The sequence below is a fragment of the Emticicia sp. MM genome (assembly GCF_001649495.1).
Genome location: NZ_LXHX01000044.1, coordinates 1 through 21949, shown reverse-complemented (window position 1 = coordinate 21949; position 21949 = coordinate 1). Strand labels below are relative to the sequence as shown.

Sequence of the window (21949 nt, the reverse complement as noted above, 5' to 3'; positions counted from 1 at the left end):
TTAATTGTGTTCTTATGAGCGTGAATAAAAGAAAGCTATTCATTCGAAAATGACTTTAACTTCATGAATAGCAATCAATAATCATCATCAATATTTTTTAATGAATAATTTGCCCCAACGACGTTTGGAGGCATTGCAATTTCCACTCCGTTCTTTTCCAAAACTTTTGAAATTTGATAATTTATATCTTCCCTAATTGTTTTACTTTCCCAATAGTCAGGAGTAGCCGCAAAAAATACAACTAATAAGTTGATTGAATATTCCCCAATATCATCAAATTTTACATGTCCCTCTTGAGCACTTGTTTCTGGGTGATTATCAAGCAGTTGCTGAATGTCTTGTATTACTATTCTAACTTTCTCAAGAGGGGTTTCTAAGCTCAATCTCAGAAAAAACTTATGTCGTCGAGCTTTTCTTTGAGTAAGATTATTAAGCGTTTGTGAAACTAACATTTGATTTGGAACAATAACCAAACTCCCATCAACATGCCTAATTCTAGTGCTTCTAAAACCTACTTTTTCTATTTTTCCCACCATTGAATCTAATTCTACATCATCTCCAACAATGAAAGGCTGCTCAGTAAATAACGTAAAAGAAGCAAAAAGGTTTTCGAGAGTAGCACGTGCTGCTAAAGCTAAGGCCACCCCACCAATACCCAAACCAGTTATCAGACTTATGACATCTTGCCTAAAAACAAAGCCAAGAATCAAGAAAAACGAACAAAATACTACTAGTGCAATAATAATATCTCGAAAAAATGGCACTAAATGTTCATCAACTTTTGTATCATTTTCCTCCGCTTTTTTCAAAAACACAATGGCAAAGAATTTTATCAACCTTATGATTATCCACGTGATAGCGATAACAAAAAGGGTATCAAGCACTTTATCCGCAAAATCACTTACTCTCATCTTACCAAATGGAATAATCCTCCATCTTTTTGGGAAAGATATTTCGTTTACAGCTGAGTAAATAATCAAAAGTGTTATGATAAACTCAACAGGTCGTTTGAGTAAATCTACAAAACTTGAAACAGGTACATCTCTTGTTTCTTGCTTGATTAATCGATAAACAATTTTGCTAAGAAGAACTGAAAAAATTCTTTTAAAAAGAAATCCTACGATTATTATTCCAATAAACCAAAGCCAATTTTCGACTGGGTTAAATAAAAAACTTTCGTGTAGGATTTTTTCAAATTGTTTCATTTATAAAAACTAAATTTTGTGCTCATTAATAAACTCTATCACTCTTCGTTCAACCCAAGTTTCATTTGAGTTTGGCATCATGAAACCTACGTGTCCACCCATTTTTAAAAGTTGAAGCAATACATTTGGATTATCTTCTGCCTCTCCTAAATCCAAACATTCAGTAGATAAAAATGGGTCATTAATTGCTTGTATAATTAATGTTGGTACTTGAATATTTTTCAAAAAAGGCTTAGCGGCTGCTTTTTGGTAGAAATCATGGGCATTTTTGAAACCAAACATTTGTGCGGTATAGCGATTATCAAACTCTTCAAAGTTTTTAATTTGCTTGTACCCTTCATAACTAACTAATTTATTATTCGGATGTTGTGTTGACTTTTCCTTTATTTTTTTTCCTAGTTTATTAATAAACCGTTTCATATAAAATCTTCTTCCAGGCTTATACAATTCATACACTGAAGTGTGTAAATCGAGTGGAACAGAAACAGCAACTCCCATTTTCACCTGCGAAGGTAATAGTTCTGGATTTTGCCCTAAAAGTCGAATCGTCATGCTCCCACCCATACTAAAGCCAATTACCACTACTTCCTCATAGCCATAGGTATTGATTGCATGATTTACAACAAATCGAATGTCATCTACATCACCATGATGATAAAAACGTGGTAAACGATTCATTTCTCCACTACAACTTCTACAATTCCAACCTAAGCCATCATACCCATTATCATTAAATACCTTAATCATTCCCGTCACATAATGTCGAGTAGAATCACCCTCCAATCCATGGGTAACAATTAATAGTTTTCTAGCTCGGGTATTGTTTACAAATGACCAATCTAAATCAAGAAAATCTCCATCTGCTAGTTCTACTCGCTCACGTTGATAATTTACTGGAATTTTCCGAAAAAGGCTCGGATAGATTGTTTGAATATGGGCATTAAATTGCCACTTCGGTGGCTTATACTCGTTATTTGTTGGTAAAATTGGCATTTATTTTAAAAAATATTAAATAACGTACATTCTAAATCCATCTTCTTCGTTTGAAGAACCACAAAAACCCCAAGGAGGAAATCACCATTAAAATAACAGCAATCCAAAATCCGAAAGGATGCTCGGTTGTTGGAATTAATGGATAATTCATTCCAAAAACACCTGCAATGAGCGTAGGTGGCAGAAAACAGATGGTTACAACAGTAAATATCTTTATTATTTCGTTCTGTTCTAGATTAATCAAGCCCATAAAAGTATCCTGCAAATACTCCAAACGTTCGAAATTAAAAGTAGTGTACTCAAGTAGGGAGTTAATATCTTTTAAAACAATTCGAAGGCGTTCTTTTCTATCTTCCGGAAAATAAAGACTTCTTAGAATCTGCGAAAGTACCCTTTGTTTATCAATGATACTTTCACGAATAACCATCGTATTTTCTTGGAGATTATTAATAGTAATTAGAGAATCTTGTTTGGGTTTCTTTTCACGGCTCAACGTACGGCTAATACTTTTAACCTCTTTGGTCATCCATTCAAGTAAATCTGCATCCGATTCAATTCTTGTTTCTAATAGAAGAAGTAGAATATCAACCCCGTCTTTAAAAACTTCTTCACCCAATCGAATCTTTTTAACCGTATCAGCAAAAGTCTTAGAATCGCCTTGGCGAAAGGTGAAAAGTATATTATCTCTAATTAAAAAAGAAACTGGATAAAATGAATAACCATCATTTTCAGCAATTAAAAAGTTGGAGTTTGCATTAATGGTATTATTTTGTTCAAAATAGCGGGCACTACTCTCAATTTCAACAATTTCTTGCGGAGTCTGAAAACTTATATTACACTTTGTTTCAACCCACTCTTCTTCTTCGTTAGTAGGTGATTGCAAATCAACCCACATCAAGTTTTTCAATAGGCCAATCTCTCTGACATCGGTTTCTTTCTTTACCTGCTTGCCCTCCTTGTAAAAAATTCTAACCATCTTTGCCCTCTTTTTTTAAAGGTTGTTTACTCAATTAGTTTTTCAATTACTTCCGGGAAATGAATATGCTCAAGTAATTGTACTTTTTTGGCTACATCTTCAGGCGTATCCGATGGAACGACTTCACATTTAGCTTGAAAAATCACTTCACCTTCATCATAATGCTCATTTACATAGTGTATCGTAATTCCAGACTCTTTTTCATGGGCTGCTACTACTGCTTCATGAACAAAATGCCCCCACATTCCCTTACCTCCATATTTTGGCAATAAAGCTGGATGTATATTAACTATTTTATTTGGGTATGCTTTTATTAAGTTTTCAGGAATCAACCACAAAAAACCAGCTAAAATTACCAAATCAATTTCCTGATTTTGTAATAATTGAACAATTTTATCAGTTTTACTAAAAGTTTTCTTATCAAAAATTACGGTCGGAACTCCTAGTCGTCTTCCACGTTCGATTACACCCGCAGTTGGATTATTGGTAAGAAAAAGCTCAATACTAACCTTATCATTCGCTGCAAAATATGTGGCAATGCGTTCGGCGTTACTTCCTGAGCCAGAAGCAAAAATAGCAATCCTTTTCATTAATTATAGTTTAAACAACTGAAGAACTATTTATCTAATAAATAATTTTCAATCTTAGATAATTTTCTGCGAAACAAACATTTTTTTTCGAGAAAAACATTGTAACCGCATTAAAAAAGTCTCTACGGTAATCCGAAGAGACTTTTTTATATTCATAATTTTCAATTAAGCCTTGCCCTTGTAAAGTTCATCTTGCCATTTTTTTAACTCATCCCATTTACCATCTCTAGCTAACGCTGCTTGGGCAGCCCATGTAGTAGGGTTATGTATCTGAAAACGTGGCCCAGCTGCATCTAAAATTGATTTCATACTTTCTACTGAAGTTTCAGCTAGCTCAGCAAAAGTAAAGATTCCCGCATTATTAAATAATTCTTCTATTTTAGGGCCAATTCCTTCAACAATTTTCAAATCATCTTTTTTTGGTGGTCCTGTATATACTCCAACACCTGCAGCAATGGCCGCTCCTGCGGTAATTCCAGATGAACCATTGGCAGTATCTACATTCGGAATTGTTGACACTTTAGATTTTCTACATGCAGCAAGTTCACCTTCTAAAAAACTAATACGGTCTTCAAGTTCATTGGCATGTAATTTCCAACGATTAATCTGTCGATTCATAAACCACCAAAGTAAAAGTAGTGGTAATAAACATCCAAGAAATACTCCCCAAGGGAAGTCTGTTAGCCAACACTTAAAAAATTCCATTATTTTAATATTTTTATTAGTTATAAAGTTTCTTTATTTATTCTTTCAAACGTACCGTACTTCTACGATTTTGCTTTTTCCCTTCGGGAGTTTCATTAGAAGCGATTGGTTCTTTTTCGCCTTTACCTTCCGTGATAATTTGTTCAGCTTTTAAACCTTCTTGAATTAAAAATTCTTTTACTTTCTTAGAACGGTTTTCAGAAAGCTTTTGGTTCAATTCATCTGAGCCATCGCTATCCGAATGACCAGTGATAATCAGTTGTTTATTGGGATTTTTCTCAAAATATTTCTTGGCTGTTTCAATAAAATTCTCGATTTCAGGTGTTTTACTGATACCTGATTGATTCACATTAAAATAAACATCTAATGGAGTAAATAAAATTTGCTCTTCAGGTGTGGAAGCTTTAGGTACTTCTGTTTTAACAGTATCGGCTACTTTTGTAGAATCAATTGTTGGGGGAGAAACTGTATTTTCGGTTAAATCACCTCCTACAGCGACAGGTTCGCCAGAACATAGAGGTTTTCTACTACAGTTCCACCAACCTGTGTACAACAATGCCCAAAGTAGAATCAGAAGTGGTAAAAAAAGTCTGTTCATTGTTTGATTTGTTTGGGGTTCAGTAAAATTACTTTTTTTATTCTTACGAAGCGAAATCTAATAAAAAGTAACCGAAATACAAGTATTTTTTCTTTGTACGACACAAAAAGAAGGACAATCTTACGCAAGTAAATAATATTTCTAAAATCAGTTTCAGAAAATCGGCTAAAAAGGACTAAATTTGGCAAACAAAACCAAAGAAACATACAAATTTTTATTGATGGATTCTATTAAGATTTTTGCTCCCGCAACAGTAGCCAACGTAGCTTGTGGATTTGATATTTTCGGATTTGCAGTAGATGCTCCCGGCGATGAAGTAATTGTTAGAAAACGAACTGACAAACAAATTGTTATTACACAAATTACAGGCGATGAAGGAAAACTCACCTACGATATTTCTAAAAATACCGTTTCAGTGCCAATTCTTAAATACCTTCAATACACTCAAATTTCTGAAGGTTTTGATATTGAACTTCATAAAAAAATGCCATTAGGCAGTGGTCTTGGGAGTAGCTCTGCAAGCTCAGTTGCGGGTGTCTTTGCGGTAAATGAACTACTTGGCAAGCCATTAGTCAGTAAAGATTTACTTCCTTTTTCTATGGAAGGAGAACGTGTAGCATGTGGTTCGGCTCATGCAGATAATGTAGCCCCTGCCCTATTGGGTGGCTTTGTGGTTGTTAGAAGTTATAATCCATTGGATGTATTTAAAGTACCTACGCCTAGTGAATTGTTTGTAACAATCGTTCACCCTGATATTGAAGTAAATACAAAAGATGCTCGACATATTTTACGTAATGAAGTATCTATGAAAAATACAATTGCTCAAATGGGAAATGTAGCTGGAATGATTGCGGGACTCATGCAAGCAGATTATCAGCTAATTGCCAACTCAATGATTGATTTTATCATTGAACCAGTTAGAGCGATTTTAATTCCCGAATTTTTTGAAGTAAAAAATGCTGCATTAGATGCGGGTGCACTAGGATGTAGTATTTCTGGAGCTGGTCCATCAATTTTTGCATTTAGTAAAGGTTTAGAAACTGCTGAAAAGGTTGGAATTGCAATGAAAAGTAGCTTCGAAAAAGTAGGTATTATTGCGAATGCGTATGTTTCAGGAATCAATCAAGAAGGACCCAAAATTATAGGTTAATTTAAGTATTGAATTTAATCAGGTCAATATTAATTTTCTTTTAATGATTAAAATGAAACTATCTTTAGCAATAACAAACTAAAGAATAATATATAAACATTAAAATCAACAAATGAGTAGAATAGCCTTAATAACTGGTGCAACTTCTGGAATTGGTAAAGCCACGGCCGAGGCATTTGCTAACAACGGAATTGATTTAATTTTATGTGGTCGTAGAACAGAAGTACTTGCAGAACTACAAAAATATTTTTCCGAAAAAGTGAACGTTACAACACTTGCATTTGATGTAAGAAAGCAATCTGATGTGGCAAAGGCAATACAATCTCTCTCTGATAATTGGAAAAAGATTGATATTTTAGTAAATAATGCGGGAAATGCTCACGGTTTAGAACCAATCAATGAAGGTAATCTAGAAGACTGGGATGCCATGATTGATGGAAATGTAAAGGGTTTACTGTATGTTTCGAAAGAAATAATGCCTCTAATGGTCGAACGCCAAAAAGGGCATATTATCAATATAAGTTCGGTAGCGGGCAAATATACTTATCCGAATGGAGCTGTTTATTGTGCTTCTAAATCGGCCGTTGAAGCAATCAGTGAAGGAATGCGTCATGACCTAACTAAACATGGCATTAAAATTACAAATATTGCACCTGGGGCAGTAGAAACAGATTTTTCTTTGGTAAGATTTAAAGGAGATGCTGAACGTGCCAAAAAAGTATATGAAGGCTTTGAAGCCATTCAACCACAGGATGTTGCCGATACAATCTTGTATGCAATAAATACGCCTGACCGAGTTACAATAGCTGATATTGTTCTCTATGCCAAAGCACAATCTGCACCTACCATGATTCACAGAAAATAACATAGACTACATTAATGATGATTTTTTCAGTAAAAATCATCATTAATGTAGCTTCAATCTTCATTCATTTCAATGGATAATCTACTTCAGCGGGTAAAAGAAATTGATATTCGGCAAGTTGCTCGTGACTTAGGTTTTGAAATAATCCAAAGCAGAAGAATGAATTGTCCGTTTCACTTTGAAGACTCTCCTTCTCTCATTTTTTACCCTCCTCCACAAAACGAATTTCACTGTTTTGGTTGTGGTAAACACGGAGATGTTATCAATCTTTATGCAGATACTTGCAAAATAGATTTCAAAACCGCTCTTGAAGAACTTGCCAGTAGGTACATTCCAAACTACGATGGTGTTCGAAATAAAAACTTTAGAAAAGTTGATATTAAAAGTATTTATTCCAATAAACCACTTCCCGAAAAAAAGTTTGAATTCAAGCCTATTTACACCGAAATATATGAACGTTTTCAAACATTCTGCCTAAGTCAGCCCGCAACAGAATCTGCTCGAAAAGCAGCAGAATATTTACGTGGACGTGGAATTGATGACTGGACAATCAAGCATTTCAGATTATTTGTCATCAAAAACTACGTTGCTACAAACGAGTTTTTAAAAGAACATTTTTCATTGGAAGACTTAAAAGGCAGTGGAATTGTGAATGATAAAGGGAACTTAGTTTTCTTTGTTCATCCTATCATCATTCCTTATTACCAAGATGGAAGAATTATTTATCTACAAGGAAGAAGTATAGGAAATCCACCTGAAGGAGCTAGTAAGTATCAATTTCTTTCGGGAGTACCGAGAACCATTTTTAATATTGATGGTATCAAAAAATTACGACCAAATTCAGAAGTATATCTGACTGAAGGTGCATTTGACTGTATGACATTGGTCAAAAATGGTATGCCGGCAGTGAGTTTGGGCAGTGCAAAAACCTTTAAAAAAGAATGGTTTAAATACTTCAAAAAATACAAAGTTTGGATAAGCTTTGATAATGATGAGGCTGGAATAAACGGAACAAAAACAATAATTGAAGATTTCTTAATGGCTGGGATTTTGGCAGAAAAAAAAGATTGGAATAAAGGATTTAAAGATATAAACGAATATTTTGGTCAGCGATAATCTTTTATTACCTAAATAAAAAAATCACTTTTGACACCATAATCACACAAATTCTACTCAAAATCTTGTTTTCTAACAAATACTAACGCATATTTGCATCATCAATTCAATTATCCTACTCACGTAGCTGATTGATTGATTTATACAGACGAGTGGAGAGAATAGGCTCTATGAACCTCGGGCAACCTGTCCCGCTACTAGCGATAAGGTGCCAACACCTACCGAATGGGTCAGACCTTTCGGACTTATAAACCAATCATACATCAATCATTGGTTTTTTATAGTACTTAAATCTGATAGTAAACATTGCAAAGAGATGTTGTGGAACATGGTTCTGTTTTCAGCTTTGAGCAACCCATTAGTTTATGTCTAATAAAGTTATTGTATTCAGAGAAGTAATCAAAAAAATGCCCCCCAATCCAGCTGGTTCTTGGCATTACGTTGATTTTCATGAAGATGCTTTTGAGATATTTGGAAAAAGAGGCTTTATCAAGGTTAAAGGTTTAATAAATAATAAACCTTTTAAAAGTAATCTTTTCCCTAAAGGTGCTGGCCAACATGCCCTAACATTACCCATAAAACTACAAAAAGATTTAGGTATAAAATTACATGATGAAATTTTGATTAGCCTTGAGGAAGATTTTGAAGAACGGATAGTGCCTATGCCAACAGAACTGCAAGAAGCCCTTGATTTTGATGAGGAAATGACTAGTTTATACAACCAACTTTCTGCATCTAGACAAAAGGATTATAGAAGATGGATTGATAGTGGCAAACTACCCGAAACAAGAATTAAAAGAATAATTGAATTATTTGAAAGACTAAGAAAAAACAAAGCTTAATCAACAAATTGTAATTTGTGTACAACTAAATAATGGAAAACAAGATATTTCATCACGACGAACCCTTTAAGTTAGAATCAGGAGCTTGGTTACCAGAATTCGATTTGGCTTATACAACTTATGGGACACTCAATGCTGATAAGAGTAATGTAATTTGGGTATGCCATGCATTTACAGGAAATGCTAATCCATCGGATTGGTGGAATGGCCTAATTGGTGAAAAAAGACTGTATAATCCAGCTGAACATTTTATTGTTTGTGCGAATATTTTAGGTTCTCATTATGGTTCGACCAATGCATTAAGCAAGAATCCAATAACTGGTGAGCCTTATTTTCATGATTTCCCTTTTCTGACAATCCGAGATGTAGTGCGTGCCATAGATTTATTAAGACAAAGCCTAAATATTGAAAAAATAAATACCCTTTTGGGTGGGTCTCTTGGTGGGCAACAAGCCCTTGAATGGGCAATTATGCAACCAGAATTATTTGAAAACCTAATTTTATTTTCAACAAATGCCATTCATTCACCTTGGGGAATAGCCTTTAATGAGTCACAGAGAATGGCTATTGCAGCAGACCCAACCTGGATTGAAAGAAACTCCAAAGCAGGTATGAATGGAATGAAAGTGGCAAGGTCAATTGCACTACTCTCTTACAGAAATTATGCAACTTATGGCCGTACGCAATCGAGAGATGAAGGTCAAGTAGATTTCTTTCGAGCGAATACTTACCAGAATTATCAAGGAGAAAAACTTGGTAAAAGATTCAATGCATTTTCGTATTGGACACTCTCAAAAATGTTTGACTCACATGATGTTGGGCGTGGACGTGGAAAAGTTGAAGAGGCACTCAAGCTAATAAAAGCAAAGACCTTGGTAATTGGAATAAGTTCAGATGTACTTTTTCCACCAGAAGAACAAGAATTTATTGCCAATCAAATTCCGAATGCACGTTATGCACTTATTGATTCAATGTATGGACATGATGGTTTTTTAATTGAATTTGAAGCAATGTCCGAAACAATCAAAGGATTTTTTAATTGATAAAAATCACTGATTTTGCTAAAATTGTAATAACAACTGTAAAATCGGTGTTAAAAATCTGTACTATCTTCGGATTGTAAATTTGTAATAACATTTTTATAATTCCGTAAAAAAATAACTTCAGAGTGGATTGGCCATTTCTGAAGTTATTTTTTATGTCATAATTATAAAATGCGAAAAAAGCTGCTTCATCCTTTCATCATATAACCTCTACCCACAACCGTATGAATAAGCTTAACTTCATAATTCTGATCTATTTTTTTTCGTAGAAAATTTACATAAACATCAATCGTATTCGTTCCAGTATCAAAATTGAGATTCCAAACTTTTTCAGCAATTTCAGTACGAGAAACAACTTTTCCATTATTTCTCATAAAAAACTCAAGAAGCATATATTCTTTTGAAGTAAGGGTAATCAATTTACCCCCTCTTCTAGCATTTTTTTCATTAAGGTCTAACTCCAAATCTGCAACTTGTAGATTTTTTTTCATTTCCGCAACCTCACTCGAGCGGCGATATAATGCATTAAGGCGAGCAATTAATTCTAAAAAGTCAAATGGCTTAACTAAATAGTCATCAGCACCCGAGTCGAATCCAGAAATTTTATCCTGAGTAGTTCCCATTGCTGTAAGAATCATTATTGGGGTTTTAATCTGCTCTGAACGAAGCTTTTTTGTTAACTCAAGACCGCTTATTTTAGGAAGATTAACATCAAAAACCATTAGGTCATAGGCATTGCTCAATGCTAAACTTCTCCCTATCTGTCCATCATAGGCTACATCAACACTAAAGCCATTTTCTTCTAAGCCCTTCTTTACATATTCTGCTAGCCTTAATTCATCTTCTACAAGTAATATTTTAGTTGCTGCCATTTTCATCAAGATTTAATACTGTAATGCTATTAATGCTGTAAAATTCTAACTACAAGTATAGTCCTTACTAAAAATAAGATTAAATTTTGATTAAAATGATTCAAGCAAATGCCTAGTGTACCTTATTCCATTTACGTTTTTGCTTATTTTTCTTAAATAATTCTCTTAATTCATGTTTTAATCCTGAAGTAGTCTCTACATAACAGCCATTTGGAGAATCGGGTAGTTTCATAAATAAAGGTAAAAACAAGCCCATATAAAAATTAATGCCATTTGGTTTAGCGATATTTAGAACACCACCCAAATTTTCGGTTCCAATAAATAATGGTCCAAAACGCCCCATTAGACCTATCGTTAGATTTCTATAACCATTTTGTAGGGCAATGGGAGCGGCAACATCAATCCATTTTGTTTCAAACCTCGGTGTTAAGGCGATTAATGAAGGTTGATTCATGCCTAAAACTTTTGGATTCCTCAAACTCTGAATCCAAGAAGCATTAATGTAAATTTTTTCTGAATACTTATAATCAAAATTCGTTGATAAAGCCATTGGTAAAACCACTGTAAAATCACTAGTATAGCTTGCAGGGGCAATACTAAAGGCATCATTCATTTGGTGATAAAACTTATCTGGGGAGTCAATTTTACTAAATGTTTCGGGTGCTACATAAACATTTGGTTTATTAATACCGACTTGCTTAACATAAGCGGGATTATTGTAGTGAATACTTCCAACATCTAATAATGCAAATCCTAATCTATACAAATATTTATTTTTGGTTCCATCCATGCTCCATTTTCCCTTCAATTTTATATCATACTGATAAAAATCAGGACGATATTCATATACCCCACCAATATCAATTCCATATCCTGTTCCAGCAGCTAAATTTCCAAAAAGCCAATTAGGTGTAAAACTAAAGTTACGCAATGCATCCCCACTCGTTGTCCCATAAATACCTTGTGCTTTATAAAAAAACAAATCTTGTCGAAGTGGTCTTAAGGCATTTGCATCAATCACATAATCTAAATTATCAGCCAACAAATGAACATTAAATAAACCATTTAAGCGTTTGGCGGTTAAACCGATTTTAAAGAAATCCTGTTCTTGCTCTTTGATTACAGCTCCAATTGTGAGGCCCATTTCAGCAAAACCATTTGCATTCATAGAAAAATGGCTGTTATCTTGCCTAACTCCAAATATATTGGGCTCGAATGTAGTTTTTACAAGTATATGTGCTACATCTGGAGTTGTATTATTGAGGTTTGTTAATACTCTCACCCTTGATGTAAGACCAATAGAAAACTTATATTTGCTAAAATTATACATCAAAGAGGGCCCTTTAATGTCGATAGACGCAAATGAAGTTACATTTGAAATATTTGTCTTCTCCTTTATATAGGATAAACTAAAAATCGGCAAACCACTAGGAGCTAGATACCTATTTGGAACAGTTCTTGTCATCAAACCCACTATTGAGAAGGGAGCCGCCCATGAAGCATAATTATTTATTACATCAGCATTAGCCCCAGCAAAATTCATGAAAAATTTATAACGCGAATCAGCAATGTTCGCTGGATTATTGTAAATACCATAAGTACCCGAATAATTACTTGATGAAATTCCAAGCCACTGTTGTGCAAATGAAGTAGATATAGTGAGAAAGAAAAGACAAAAAAGGATTCTCATTTTAGGGTAAAGGGTAAGTTTTTATAAAGGGCCACTCAAGAAAAATATCATGATACAAATGTAAATAATTATACACACTTCCTTTGGATTTTTAGAATAAAATCATACTTTGTAGTTTCAATTTTACCGATATACAAAGAAAAATTATGAATTACGATTTCAACAACTACAAAACCGAAAATTTCTTTGATGAAATGGTTGATTCACAGGGTTCGCCAAGAGCTGGGAATCAATTCTTGAAAGAAAAAATCGAAAATCTTTCCTTTGATTATTTAACTAGTAAACAAAAAGCAGCTGAGCGTTCGATGGTTGCCGCAGGAATTACTTTCAACGTATATTCTGAAGATGGAGGAACCGAACGAATCATTCCAATTGACATAGTTCCTCGAGTAATCGACTCTCAGGAGTGGGATAATCTTGAAAAGGGATTAGTCCAACGAATTACTGCTTTAAATTTATTTTTACAAGATATTTATAACGAGCAAAGAATCATCAATGATGGAATAATTCCGAGAGAAATCATTGAATCAAGCAAAGGCTATTTACCTGAATGTAAAGGACTTACACCTCCCAAAGGTGTATGGATTCACATTACAGGAACTGACTTGATTCGTGATAATAATGGCATATTTACTGTACTTGAAGATAATCTTCGTTGCCCTTCTGGTGTATCGTATATGCTTGAAAATCGTGAATTATCGAAGCAAACATTCCCAGATGTTCTCTCACAATCGAATGTTCGTTCGATTTCAGAATATCCTGCGAAATTACTTGAAGTACTACGTCATATTTCTGGACGCCCCGACCCTACCGTAGCGGTACTTACCCCTGGAATCTACAATTCAGCCTATTTTGAACATTCATATTTGGCTCAGCAAATGGGCGTAGAATTAGTAGATTATCGTGATTTAGTTGTGGTAGGTGATTATCTAAAAATGCGGACTACCAAGGGATTCCAAACTGTTGATGTACTTTATAGAAGAATAGATGATACCTTCCTCGACCCACTTACATTTAACCCACAATCCTTGATTGGTATTCCAGGCTTGTTTGAAGTGTATAAGAAAGGAAATATTGGTTTAGCTAATGCCCCTGGTACTGGTGTAGCCGATGATAAAGTTGTTTATGCTTATGTACCAAGAATTATCAAATATTATTTGGGAGAAGAAGCCATTATACCAAACGTACCTACTTATTTGTGTGGAGAACCAGATTCTATGAAGTACGTATTAGAAAATATCGAACAATTAGTTGTGAAAGAAGCCAATGAAGCGGGTGGTTATGGTATGTTGATTGGCCCCAAAGCAAGCAAAGAAGAACACGATATATTTAGAGGGCGAATCAAAGCAAATCCGAGAAATTATATCGCTCAACCTACAATTTCACTATCACGTAGCCCTTGTTTAGTAGATGATGGTTTAGAAGGCCGCCACGTTGACCTACGACCATACATTCTTTACGGAAATGGTATTCATGTTACGCCCGGAGGACTGACTCGTGTTGCTTTGAAAAAAGGTTCGCTAGTAGTAAATTCATCGCAAGGTGGTGGCAGCAAAGATACTTGGGTACTTAAATAATTATGAGTTTTGAGTTCTGAGTTTTGAGTTTTTTTGTATTTTTGTATATCTGAATTAAATTATTTTCAAAGTCAGAATTCATAACTCAGAATTCAGAGCTCTTATCATGAATATTACACGTTTCTCAACTTTATTGGCAATAGTAGTTTTGGCAGCATTGTCAAGGTTCCTGCCACATCCATTTAATTTTACTCCAATTGCGGCAATAGCTTTGTTTGGTGGTGCTTATTTTACTAAACGTTGGCAAGCACTTTTCCTTCCGATGGCTGCCATGTTTTTAAGTGATGTAATTTTAGAAATTACTACCGGTTTTGGCTTTCACAGTGGTATGCCAATGGTTTACGGTGCATTTGCTTTAGTTTCTGTAATTGGAATGATTGCTATAAAAAAAGTAAGTCCAGTGGAGGTTGTTGGTGCATCATTAGCAAGCTCGTTGATTTTCTTTTTGATTACTAACTGTGCTTATTTATATCCGGTTCCAGAAATCAATGACCCAACCATGATTTCATATCCTCATTCGATTGAAGGATTAATGGCTTCCTATACAGCAGGTCTTCCATTCTTGAAAAACCAAATTTTAGGTGACTTATTCTTTTCAACAGTTCTATTCGGTGGTTTTGCATTCTTGCAACGCAGATTTGATGCTTTGAAAATGGCGTAATATCTAATTACCAATACTAAAAGAGCGAGTAATCAAATGATTACTCGCTCTTTTTTTGTGGATTATTTAATTATTTTACTTTTTTCTCAAAGAATCTTTCATAGAAATAAAATCAGAAAGGATAAATATGATTGTAAGAAATGCAATTATGACTTCCATCAAAAGAACTATTTTGGTTGCAATTGTATTGGGCATTAAATCGCCATAACCAAAAAAAGTGAAGTTTAACACACTGAAATAGAAAAACTCAAAAGCTTCTTCTAACTTTGAAAATTCAGGAGCTACGCCAATAAAACTATTCTTATCAACTTCATATAGACAAAAGAAATCTACTGCAAATGAAAGCGTCATTTGGCCAATATTGTATGTCATTAAAAAAAGAAATTTATGATAGGCTATATCTTGCGAAGTTGCTACAAGTAAATGTATGGAGTTTTCGAAAACAAAATAGATACTTTTCAAAAATGCCCAAAGGGTAATAAAAATAATAAGTGTATGTACAGAAAAAAACTGCTGTACATACACTACTTTAAATAAATAGGCAACTGCAAAAAGAATGGCAAATTCTGCTATTTCTCGCTTTGGCAGAGTCAAATTCATGTTAATTAATCATAATTCAAAACAGGAGCAAGCCATTTTTCAGCTTCTTCTAAGCTCATGTTTTTACGTTTGGCATAATCTTCTACTTGGTCTTTAGCTATTTTTCCGATTGGAAAGTATTTACTATCTGGATGAGCAAAGTACCAACCACTTACCGAACTTGCTGGATACATGGCATAACTTTCGGTAAGTTGAATACCAATTTTTTCTGGCTCTAACAACTTCCAAAGAGAAGCCTTTTCTGTATGGTCAGGGCAAGCTGGATATCCCGGAGCCGGACGAATACCTTGATAAGCTTCTTTGATTAATTGTTCATTATCAAGGTTTTCTTCTTTCGCATAAGCCCATAATTCTTTACGAACTTTTTCGTGCATCAATTCGGCAAAAGCCTCTGCCAAACGGTCGGCAATTGCTTTGAGCATGATTGAATTATAATCATCATGGTCTTTTTCATATTGCTCCAATAAAGTCTCTATGCCAATTCCAGTTGTTACAGCAAAACTTCCGATATAATCCTGTACACCACTTTCTATCGGGGCAATGTAATCAGAAAGAGCGATATTAGGCAAATTAGCAGCTTTTTGACCTTGCTGACGCAAATGATGTAATGATTTTACTGGTAAAGCATTTACTTTAAAATCTTTTTGTAATTCTTCAACCACATCTAATACATTATCACCCTCAAAGTCTTTTAAAATAATATCATCTTCCACCGAATTTGCAGGATAAAACCCTACTACTGCATTGGCTTGTAAAAGTTTATTTTCGATGACATTTTTTAACATTACTTGAGCATCATCAAATAATTTACGAGCTTCTACTCCTACCACTTCATTTTCAAAAATCTTAGGATATTTCCCATGTAATTGCCAAGTTTGGAAGAATGGAGTCCAATCAATATAGTTGGAAATCTCTGCTAAATCATAATTTTCAAAAATACGATTGCCCAAGAAACTTGGCTTAGTTGGCTCATATTTTGTCCAATCAATTTTTGTTTTATTTTCTCTGGCCTTTTCAATAGAAACATAATTTTTATCTTTCTGACGATTGGCGTGTTCTTCTCTTAATTGTGCATATTCAGCTTTAATATCACTAAAAATCTCTTCTTTAGTCTGCTCATTTTGCATTAACTTACCCGCCACAGGCACTGCTCGTGAAGCATCTAAAACGTGAATGGCTGGCCCAGAATAATGAGGGTCAATTTTTACTGCGGTATGTATGCGTGAAGTTGTTGCTCCTCCAATCAACAATGGAATGGAAAACCCTTGACGCTCCATTTCTTTAGCTACTCCCACCATCTCATCAAGGCTTGGCGTAATTAATCCACTAAGTCCAATAATATCTACGTTGTGTTTACGAGCTTCATCTAAGATTTTCTGCGTCGGAACCATTACGCCTAAATCTATGATTTCGTAGTTATTACAGCCTAAAACTACCCCTACAATATTTTTCCCAATATCATGCACATCACCCTTTACTGTAGCCAATAGAATCTTTCCTGCTGAAGAACCACCAACTTTCTCGGCTTCAATGAAGGGTTGTAGGTAAGCCACTGCCTTTTTCATTACACGAGCAGATTTTACCACTTGCGGCAAGAACATCTTTCCAGCACCAAATAAATCTCCAACGATACTCATACCGTCCATTAATGGTCCTTCAATCACTTCCAGTGGGCGACTGGCCTTTTGGCGTGCTTCTTCTACATCTTCGTCAATAAATTCGGTAATACCTTTGATTAAAGCATGGGCTAAACGTTTTTCAACGGTTTCATTTCTCCAAGCATTATCAACTACTTGTTCTTTCCCTTTCGATTTTACGGTTTCGGCAAAAGCAACCATGCGTTCTGTAGCATCTGGACGACGATTGAGTAATACGTCTTCACAATGCTCAAGCATTTCCTGCGGGATATCGCTGTAAACGCCTAATTGTCCAGCATTTACAATTCCCATATCCATACCCGCTTGAATCGCATGGTATAAGAAAACAGTGTGCATAGCTTCACGAACTGGCTCATTTCCACGGAAAGAGAACGAAATATTTGAAACCCCACCCGAAACCTTCGCATAAGGTAGATTTTCTTTTATCCAACGAGTGGCATTGATGAAATCTACTGCATAATTATTATGCTCTTCAATACCAGTTGCTACCGTAAGAATATTCGGGTCGAAAATAATATCCTGTGGAGGAAAATTCACTTCGTTGACCAAAATATCATAAGCACGCTTACATATTTCTATTCTTCGCTCATAGCTATCAGCTTGACCACTTTCATCGAAAGCCATTACTACTGCCGCAGCACCATAATCTTTTACTTTCTGAGCATATTCCTTGAATTTCTCTACACCCTCTTTCAGGGAAATTGAGTTTACAATTGATTTCCCCTGCACACATTTCAAACCTGCCTCAATAACCTCCCATTTTGAAGAGTCAATCATAATTGGCACTCTGCAAATATCTGGTTCGGCTGCAATTAAATTCAAGAAAGTAGTCATAGCCTCTACCCCATCAATCATCCCTTCATCAAGGTTAATATCTAAGATTTGAGCACCATTTTCTACTTGATTACGAGCAACACTTAATGCTTCATCATATTTACTTTCACGAATTAATCGAGCAAAAGCCTTAGAACCGGTTACGTTACAACGCTCACCAACATTTACAAAATTGGTTTCTTTGGTAAGATTTAAAGGTTCTAAACCAGATAATTTTTGAATAGGCGTTTCTTCCGGAATTTCGCGTGGTTTATATTTTGCTGCAACCTCAGCAATTGCCTGGATGTGTGAAGGCGTAGTGCCACAGCATCCGCCAATAATATTTACAAATCCATTTTTAAGGAAATCATCAATAATCAAGGCCATTTGCTCTGGCGACTGGTCATATTCGCCCATTTCATTCGGTAAACCTGCATTCGGGTGTGCTGATGTGAAGAATGGAGCTTTCTGAGCTAAAATTTGTACGTATGGACGCATCAAATCAGCACCTAAGGCACAGTTTAAACCAATTGAAAGTAATGGCAAGTGTGAAACTGAAGTCAAAAAAGCCTCAGTTGTTTGTCCAGAAAGTGTACGTCCAGAGGCATCGGTAATTGTACCCGAAACCATTGTAGGAATATTCTTTCCAGTAGTTCTATTGTATTGGCTAATAGCAAATAAAGCCGCTTTGGCATTAAGTGTATCGGTAATTGTTTCAACCAAAAAACAATCTACTCCACCTTCTGCCAAGCCTCTAACTTGCTCATAAAATGCATCTACTAATTGGTCGAAAGTAATGGCACGATAACCCGGATTATTCACATCGGGTGACATCGAACTCAAACGAGTTGTAGGCCCCATTGAACCAGCCACAAAACGAGGTTTGTTAGGGTTTTTAGTAGTAAACTCATCGGCTACTTCACGAGCAATTTTTGCTGATTCATAGTTGAGTTCATACACCAAATCTTCCATGTGGTAGTCGGCCATTGCTACCCACGTACCCGAAAAAGTATTGGTTTCAAGAATATCGGCTCCAGCTTCTAAATACTGACGGTGAATATTCTTGATAACTTCAGGTTTTGTAATTGAAAGTAAATCATTATTGCCTTTTACTTCATGTGGGAAATCTTTAAATCTTTCGCCACGATAATCAGCATCTGTCAATTTGAAAGTCTGAATCATCGACCCCATTGCACCATCAAGTACAAGGATTCTTTCTTTTAATATTTCTTGAATGTTCGCCACTTTTTCTTTATTTTACTTAGATTGAAGTGTCTTACACACTTCATGTATCAATAATAGTCTATTAACAAAATTTATCTCACAAAAGTACGATTTAAAGATTGATTTTTTAAATAATTTCAAAAAAAATAGATAATTTATCTATATTAATAGTACTTATGAGTAATTTTATTTTTAAATTTGGAAAATATTTTTGTTAAAAACGACATTTTATCTATGCAAAAGTTAGATAGCACTGACCGAGAAATTTTAAAGTCATTACAAGATAATGCACATCTGACTACCAAAGAATTGGCTTCAAGACTAAATCTATCTCCAACTCCTGTTTATGAGCGTGTAAGAAGATTGGAAAATGAAGGAATTATAAAAAAGTATGTTGCTCTTGTTGACCGTGAAAAAGTGGGAAAAGATTTAATGGTATTTTGCAACATTCGTTTGAAAGAACATGCACAAGAAGCGGGTAAGCGATTTGTTGAGGAAATAGTAAAGCTTAGTGAAGTAATTGAATGCCATAATATTTCTGGCGAGTACGATTTTATGATTAAAGTTGTGGTTGATGATATGCGTGAATACCAAAGTTTTTTGATGAATAAATTAGCTTCACTCGAAAACATTGGAAGTACGCACAGCACATTTGTTATGAGCGAAATTAAGAATGAAACGAAGTTGGATATTTAGATATGAGACTTTAGACAATAGACAAGAGATAAAAGACAAGAGACAAGAGAAAATTTATCATTTAGCTCTTGTCTCGCTTTTATAATCTAATCTTATAAATCAAACTTAATTCCTTGAGCTAAAGGCAGTTGTGAACTATAATTGATGGTATTGGTTTGGCGACGCATATAGTTTTTCCAAGCATCTGAGCCACTTTCACGACCTCCGCCCGTTTCTTTTTCTCCGCCAAAAGCTCCACCAATTTCAGCTCCTGAAGTACCAATATTTACATTGGCAATGCCACAATCTGAGCCTGTACAAGATAAAAACTGTTCAGCTTCTCGCATATTTAGGGTAAAAATGGAAGAAGATAAACCTTGCGGAACAGCATTCTGTAATTCGATGGCATCATCAAGCGTACTAAATTTCTTGATGTAAAGAATTGGAGCAAAGGTTTCATGACAAACGGTCGGGCTTTGGCTTTCAACCTCCACAATAGTTGGTTTTACATAACAACCTGATTCATAGCCTGTTCCACTTAAAATTTCATTTCCACAAAGCACTTTTCCTCCTTCATTTACAATATTATTAATAGCTGTTTGATAGTTATTAACAGCATCCAAATCAATCAAAGGGCCAACGTGATTGTGAACATCTAATGGATTTCCGATTCTTAGTTGAGAATAGGCTTTCACTAATCGTCCTTTTACCTCCTCAAAGATACTTTCGTGTAAGAATAATCGTCGAGTAGTTGTACAACGTTGCCCAGCTGTGCCGACCGCTCCAAAAACAACTGCTGGGATTACAACATCTAAATCAGCATTTTGTGTGACAATGATGGCGTTATTTCCACCGAGCTCCAACAAACTTTTACCAAAACGAGCGGCAACAGCTTGACCAACCGCTTTACCCATTCTTGTAGAACCGGTAGCAGATACTAAAGCAACATTCGTATCATTTGATAACCACTCTCCTACTTTTCTATCGCCAACAATTATCGAAGAAACTCCTTCTGGAATATCATTTTTACGCAACACATCTTGGATAATATTCTGACAAGCAATGGCAGTTAATGGTGTTTTTTCTGAGGGTTTCCAAACACAAACATCGCCACAAATCCAAGCAAGCATGGTATTCCATGACCAAACTGCTACTGGAAAATTAAAAGCCGTAATAATTCCAACAATACCAATTGGATGCCATTGCTCATACATACGGTGTTGCGGACGCTCTGAGTGCATCGTAAGACCATATAATTGACGAGAGAGCCCAACCGCAAAATCGCAAATATCTATCATTTCTTGTACTTCACCCCAACCTTCTTGCAGGCTTTTGCCCATTTCGTAGCTTACGAGACGCCCTAAAGCATTTTTATTTTCACGAAGTGCATCGCCCATCTGACGCACAATTTCACCTCGTTTAGGTGCAGGAATATTACGCCAAACTTTAAAAGCAGCTTTTGCACTTTCTATGACTTTATCATAATCTTCCCGGTTTGCCTGACGAACTTTTCCAATCAAGTGTCCATCAACTGGTGAGTATGAACTCAGCACTTTACCGCTCCCTGCCCAACTCTCTATTCCAGTGCTTAGCCCATTATTGATAGACTTGATTTTTAATGATTTTAATACTTGTTTCATTTGGTTTTGTTGATTTTTTGAAGTGTATTTACTAATTTCTAAATTTATTCGTTTTCAAATAATTCAGCAGGGTTTAACTTAAATTGAAGCATATTTGCTGTGATTCTGCCTCCATCACCGCCTTTTCTTTGCATTGTTATTTTCCCTATTTTGAAATTACCTCTTTCGGTTATTTCAACTGCTCCATTACCAAAATAGTTAAGACAAAAATTCATTGGTTTCAAAATCCATCTTGAATTCGATTTTGTTTTTTGTGCCACCAACATCCATTCTGCCGCGAATTGACCTCTGCCTTTCAAAATATCCGAAACAATAAGCGATTTATTGGTACTAAGCCATTTTAATATTTCCGCTTGTTCATTTTCTGAAAATTCATTGGCAAACATCCTTCTTTTATCCTTAGGAGTATTAATATTTGGTTGAATTTCTCCTGTATATCGTTTTAATATAGAGACA

At 35.2% G+C, this 21949-nt stretch carries 19 protein-coding genes, 1 pseudogene and 1 riboswitch; of the genes and pseudogenes, 8 read left to right on the top strand and 12 right to left on the bottom strand.

The window, feature by feature from the left end; all coding sequences use genetic code 11:
• Window positions 1–74: 74 nt before the first annotated feature.
• The 6 genes from A6M55_RS06210 to A6M55_RS06185 all read right to left on the bottom strand — a co-directional run bounded on the left by A6M55_RS06210 (window position 75) and on the right by A6M55_RS06185 (window position 5067).
• Window positions 75–1205: a mechanosensitive ion channel family protein gene (locus A6M55_RS06210; protein ID WP_015030485.1), complete on the bottom strand. Its 1131-nt coding sequence runs from the start codon at window positions 1203–1205 to the stop codon at window positions 75–77.
• 9 nt (window positions 1206–1214) lie between these two features.
• Window positions 1215–2198, bottom strand: a complete 984-nt coding sequence (locus tag A6M55_RS06205; protein WP_064196913.1) for a YheT family hydrolase — start codon at window positions 2196–2198, stop codon at window positions 1215–1217.
• A 31-nt stretch (window positions 2199–2229) separates the two neighbouring features.
• Entirely contained in the window at window positions 2230–3174 is a 945-nt protein-coding gene (gene corA / locus A6M55_RS06200) for a magnesium/cobalt transporter CorA (protein ID WP_015030483.1), read from the bottom strand.
• Window positions 3175–3200: 26 nt separating this feature from the next.
• Complete coding sequence (gene purN, locus A6M55_RS06195; protein ID WP_015030482.1) at window positions 3201–3764, bottom strand: phosphoribosylglycinamide formyltransferase; 564 nt, start codon at window positions 3762–3764, stop codon at window positions 3201–3203.
• Between the two features lie 165 nt (window positions 3765–3929).
• Window positions 3930–4469, bottom strand: coding sequence for a hypothetical protein (locus A6M55_RS06190; RefSeq protein ID WP_015030481.1), 540 nt, complete (start codon window positions 4467–4469; stop codon window positions 3930–3932).
• Window positions 4470–4506: 37 nt separating this feature from the next.
• A complete protein-coding gene (locus A6M55_RS06185) occupies window positions 4507–5067 on the bottom strand; it encodes an OmpA family protein (RefSeq protein ID WP_064196912.1) in 561 nt (186 codons plus the stop codon).
• A 220-nt stretch (window positions 5068–5287) separates the two neighbouring features.
• On the opposite strand from A6M55_RS06185, the gene A6M55_RS06180 reads away from it, so the two are divergent.
• From A6M55_RS06180 to metX, 5 genes are all read left to right on the top strand, one after another.
• Window positions 5288–6217, top strand: coding sequence for a homoserine kinase (locus A6M55_RS06180; RefSeq protein ID WP_015030479.1), 930 nt, complete (start codon window positions 5288–5290; stop codon window positions 6215–6217).
• Window positions 6218–6329: 112 nt separating this feature from the next.
• Complete coding sequence (locus A6M55_RS06175; protein WP_064196911.1) at window positions 6330–7082, top strand: SDR family NAD(P)-dependent oxidoreductase; 753 nt, start codon at window positions 6330–6332, stop codon at window positions 7080–7082.
• 72 nt (window positions 7083–7154) lie between these two features.
• Window positions 7155–8198, top strand: coding sequence for a CHC2 zinc finger domain-containing protein (locus tag A6M55_RS06170; RefSeq protein ID WP_015030477.1), 1044 nt, complete (start codon window positions 7155–7157; stop codon window positions 8196–8198).
• Window positions 8199–8335: 137 nt separating this feature from the next.
• Window positions 8336–8452: riboswitch (SAM riboswitch) on the top strand.
• A gap of 111 nt (window positions 8453–8563) precedes the next feature.
• Window positions 8564–9040, top strand: a complete 477-nt coding sequence (locus A6M55_RS06165) for a YdeI/OmpD-associated family protein (RefSeq protein ID WP_015030475.1) — start codon at window positions 8564–8566, stop codon at window positions 9038–9040.
• Window positions 9041–9072: 32 nt separating this feature from the next.
• Window positions 9073–10083 carry a homoserine O-acetyltransferase gene (gene metX / locus A6M55_RS06160; RefSeq protein ID WP_064196910.1) on the top strand — a complete coding sequence of 337 codons (1011 nt, stop codon included), beginning with the start codon at window positions 9073–9075 and terminating at the stop codon, window positions 10081–10083.
• Between the two features lie 188 nt (window positions 10084–10271).
• Here metX and A6M55_RS06155 read toward each other — a convergent pair whose 3' ends face one another.
• Both A6M55_RS06155 and A6M55_RS06150 read right to left on the bottom strand, forming a co-directional pair.
• On the bottom strand, window positions 10272–10955 hold the full coding sequence (locus A6M55_RS06155) for a response regulator transcription factor (protein ID WP_015030473.1): 684 nt from the start codon (window positions 10953–10955) through the stop codon (window positions 10272–10274).
• 112 nt (window positions 10956–11067) lie between these two features.
• Window positions 11068–12645, bottom strand: coding sequence for a DUF5723 family protein (locus A6M55_RS06150; protein WP_064196909.1), 1578 nt, complete (start codon window positions 12643–12645; stop codon window positions 11068–11070).
• 146 nt (window positions 12646–12791) lie between these two features.
• Here A6M55_RS06150 and A6M55_RS06145 point away from each other — a divergent pair, with 146 nt between their 5' ends.
• Together A6M55_RS06145 and A6M55_RS06140 are read left to right on the top strand one after the other, a co-directional pair.
• Window positions 12792–14222 (top strand): circularly permuted type 2 ATP-grasp protein, encoded by a 1431-nt coding sequence (locus A6M55_RS06145; protein ID WP_064196908.1) that lies wholly within the window; start codon window positions 12792–12794, stop codon window positions 14220–14222.
• A gap of 106 nt (window positions 14223–14328) precedes the next feature.
• Window positions 14329–14883: a DUF6580 family putative transport protein gene (locus A6M55_RS06140; protein ID WP_015030470.1), complete on the top strand. Its 555-nt coding sequence runs from the start codon at window positions 14329–14331 to the stop codon at window positions 14881–14883.
• Window positions 14884–14958: 75 nt separating this feature from the next.
• On the opposite strand, the gene A6M55_RS06135 is transcribed toward A6M55_RS06140, so the two are convergent.
• Together A6M55_RS06135 and metH are read right to left on the bottom strand one after the other, a co-directional pair.
• Window positions 14959–15483: an ion channel gene (locus A6M55_RS06135; protein WP_015030469.1), complete on the bottom strand. Its 525-nt coding sequence runs from the start codon at window positions 15481–15483 to the stop codon at window positions 14959–14961.
• Between the two features lie 5 nt (window positions 15484–15488).
• On the bottom strand, window positions 15489–19145 hold the full coding sequence (gene metH / locus A6M55_RS06130; RefSeq protein WP_064196954.1) for a methionine synthase: 3657 nt from the start codon (window positions 19143–19145) through the stop codon (window positions 15489–15491).
• A gap of 267 nt (window positions 19146–19412) precedes the next feature.
• Here metH and A6M55_RS06125 point away from each other — a divergent pair, with 267 nt between their 5' ends.
• Complete coding sequence (locus tag A6M55_RS06125; protein WP_015030467.1) at window positions 19413–19874, top strand: Lrp/AsnC family transcriptional regulator; 462 nt, start codon at window positions 19413–19415, stop codon at window positions 19872–19874.
• A 92-nt stretch (window positions 19875–19966) separates the two neighbouring features.
• On the opposite strand, the gene A6M55_RS06120 is transcribed toward A6M55_RS06125, so the two are convergent.
• Together A6M55_RS06120 and A6M55_RS06115 are read right to left on the bottom strand one after the other, a co-directional pair.
• Window positions 19967–21493 (bottom strand): aldehyde dehydrogenase family protein, encoded by a 1527-nt coding sequence (locus tag A6M55_RS06120; RefSeq protein ID WP_015030466.1) that lies wholly within the window; start codon window positions 21491–21493, stop codon window positions 19967–19969.
• A 44-nt stretch (window positions 21494–21537) separates the two neighbouring features.
• Window positions 21538–21949 (bottom strand): annotated as a pseudogene (locus A6M55_RS06115) (type II restriction endonuclease); the annotation flags it as partial.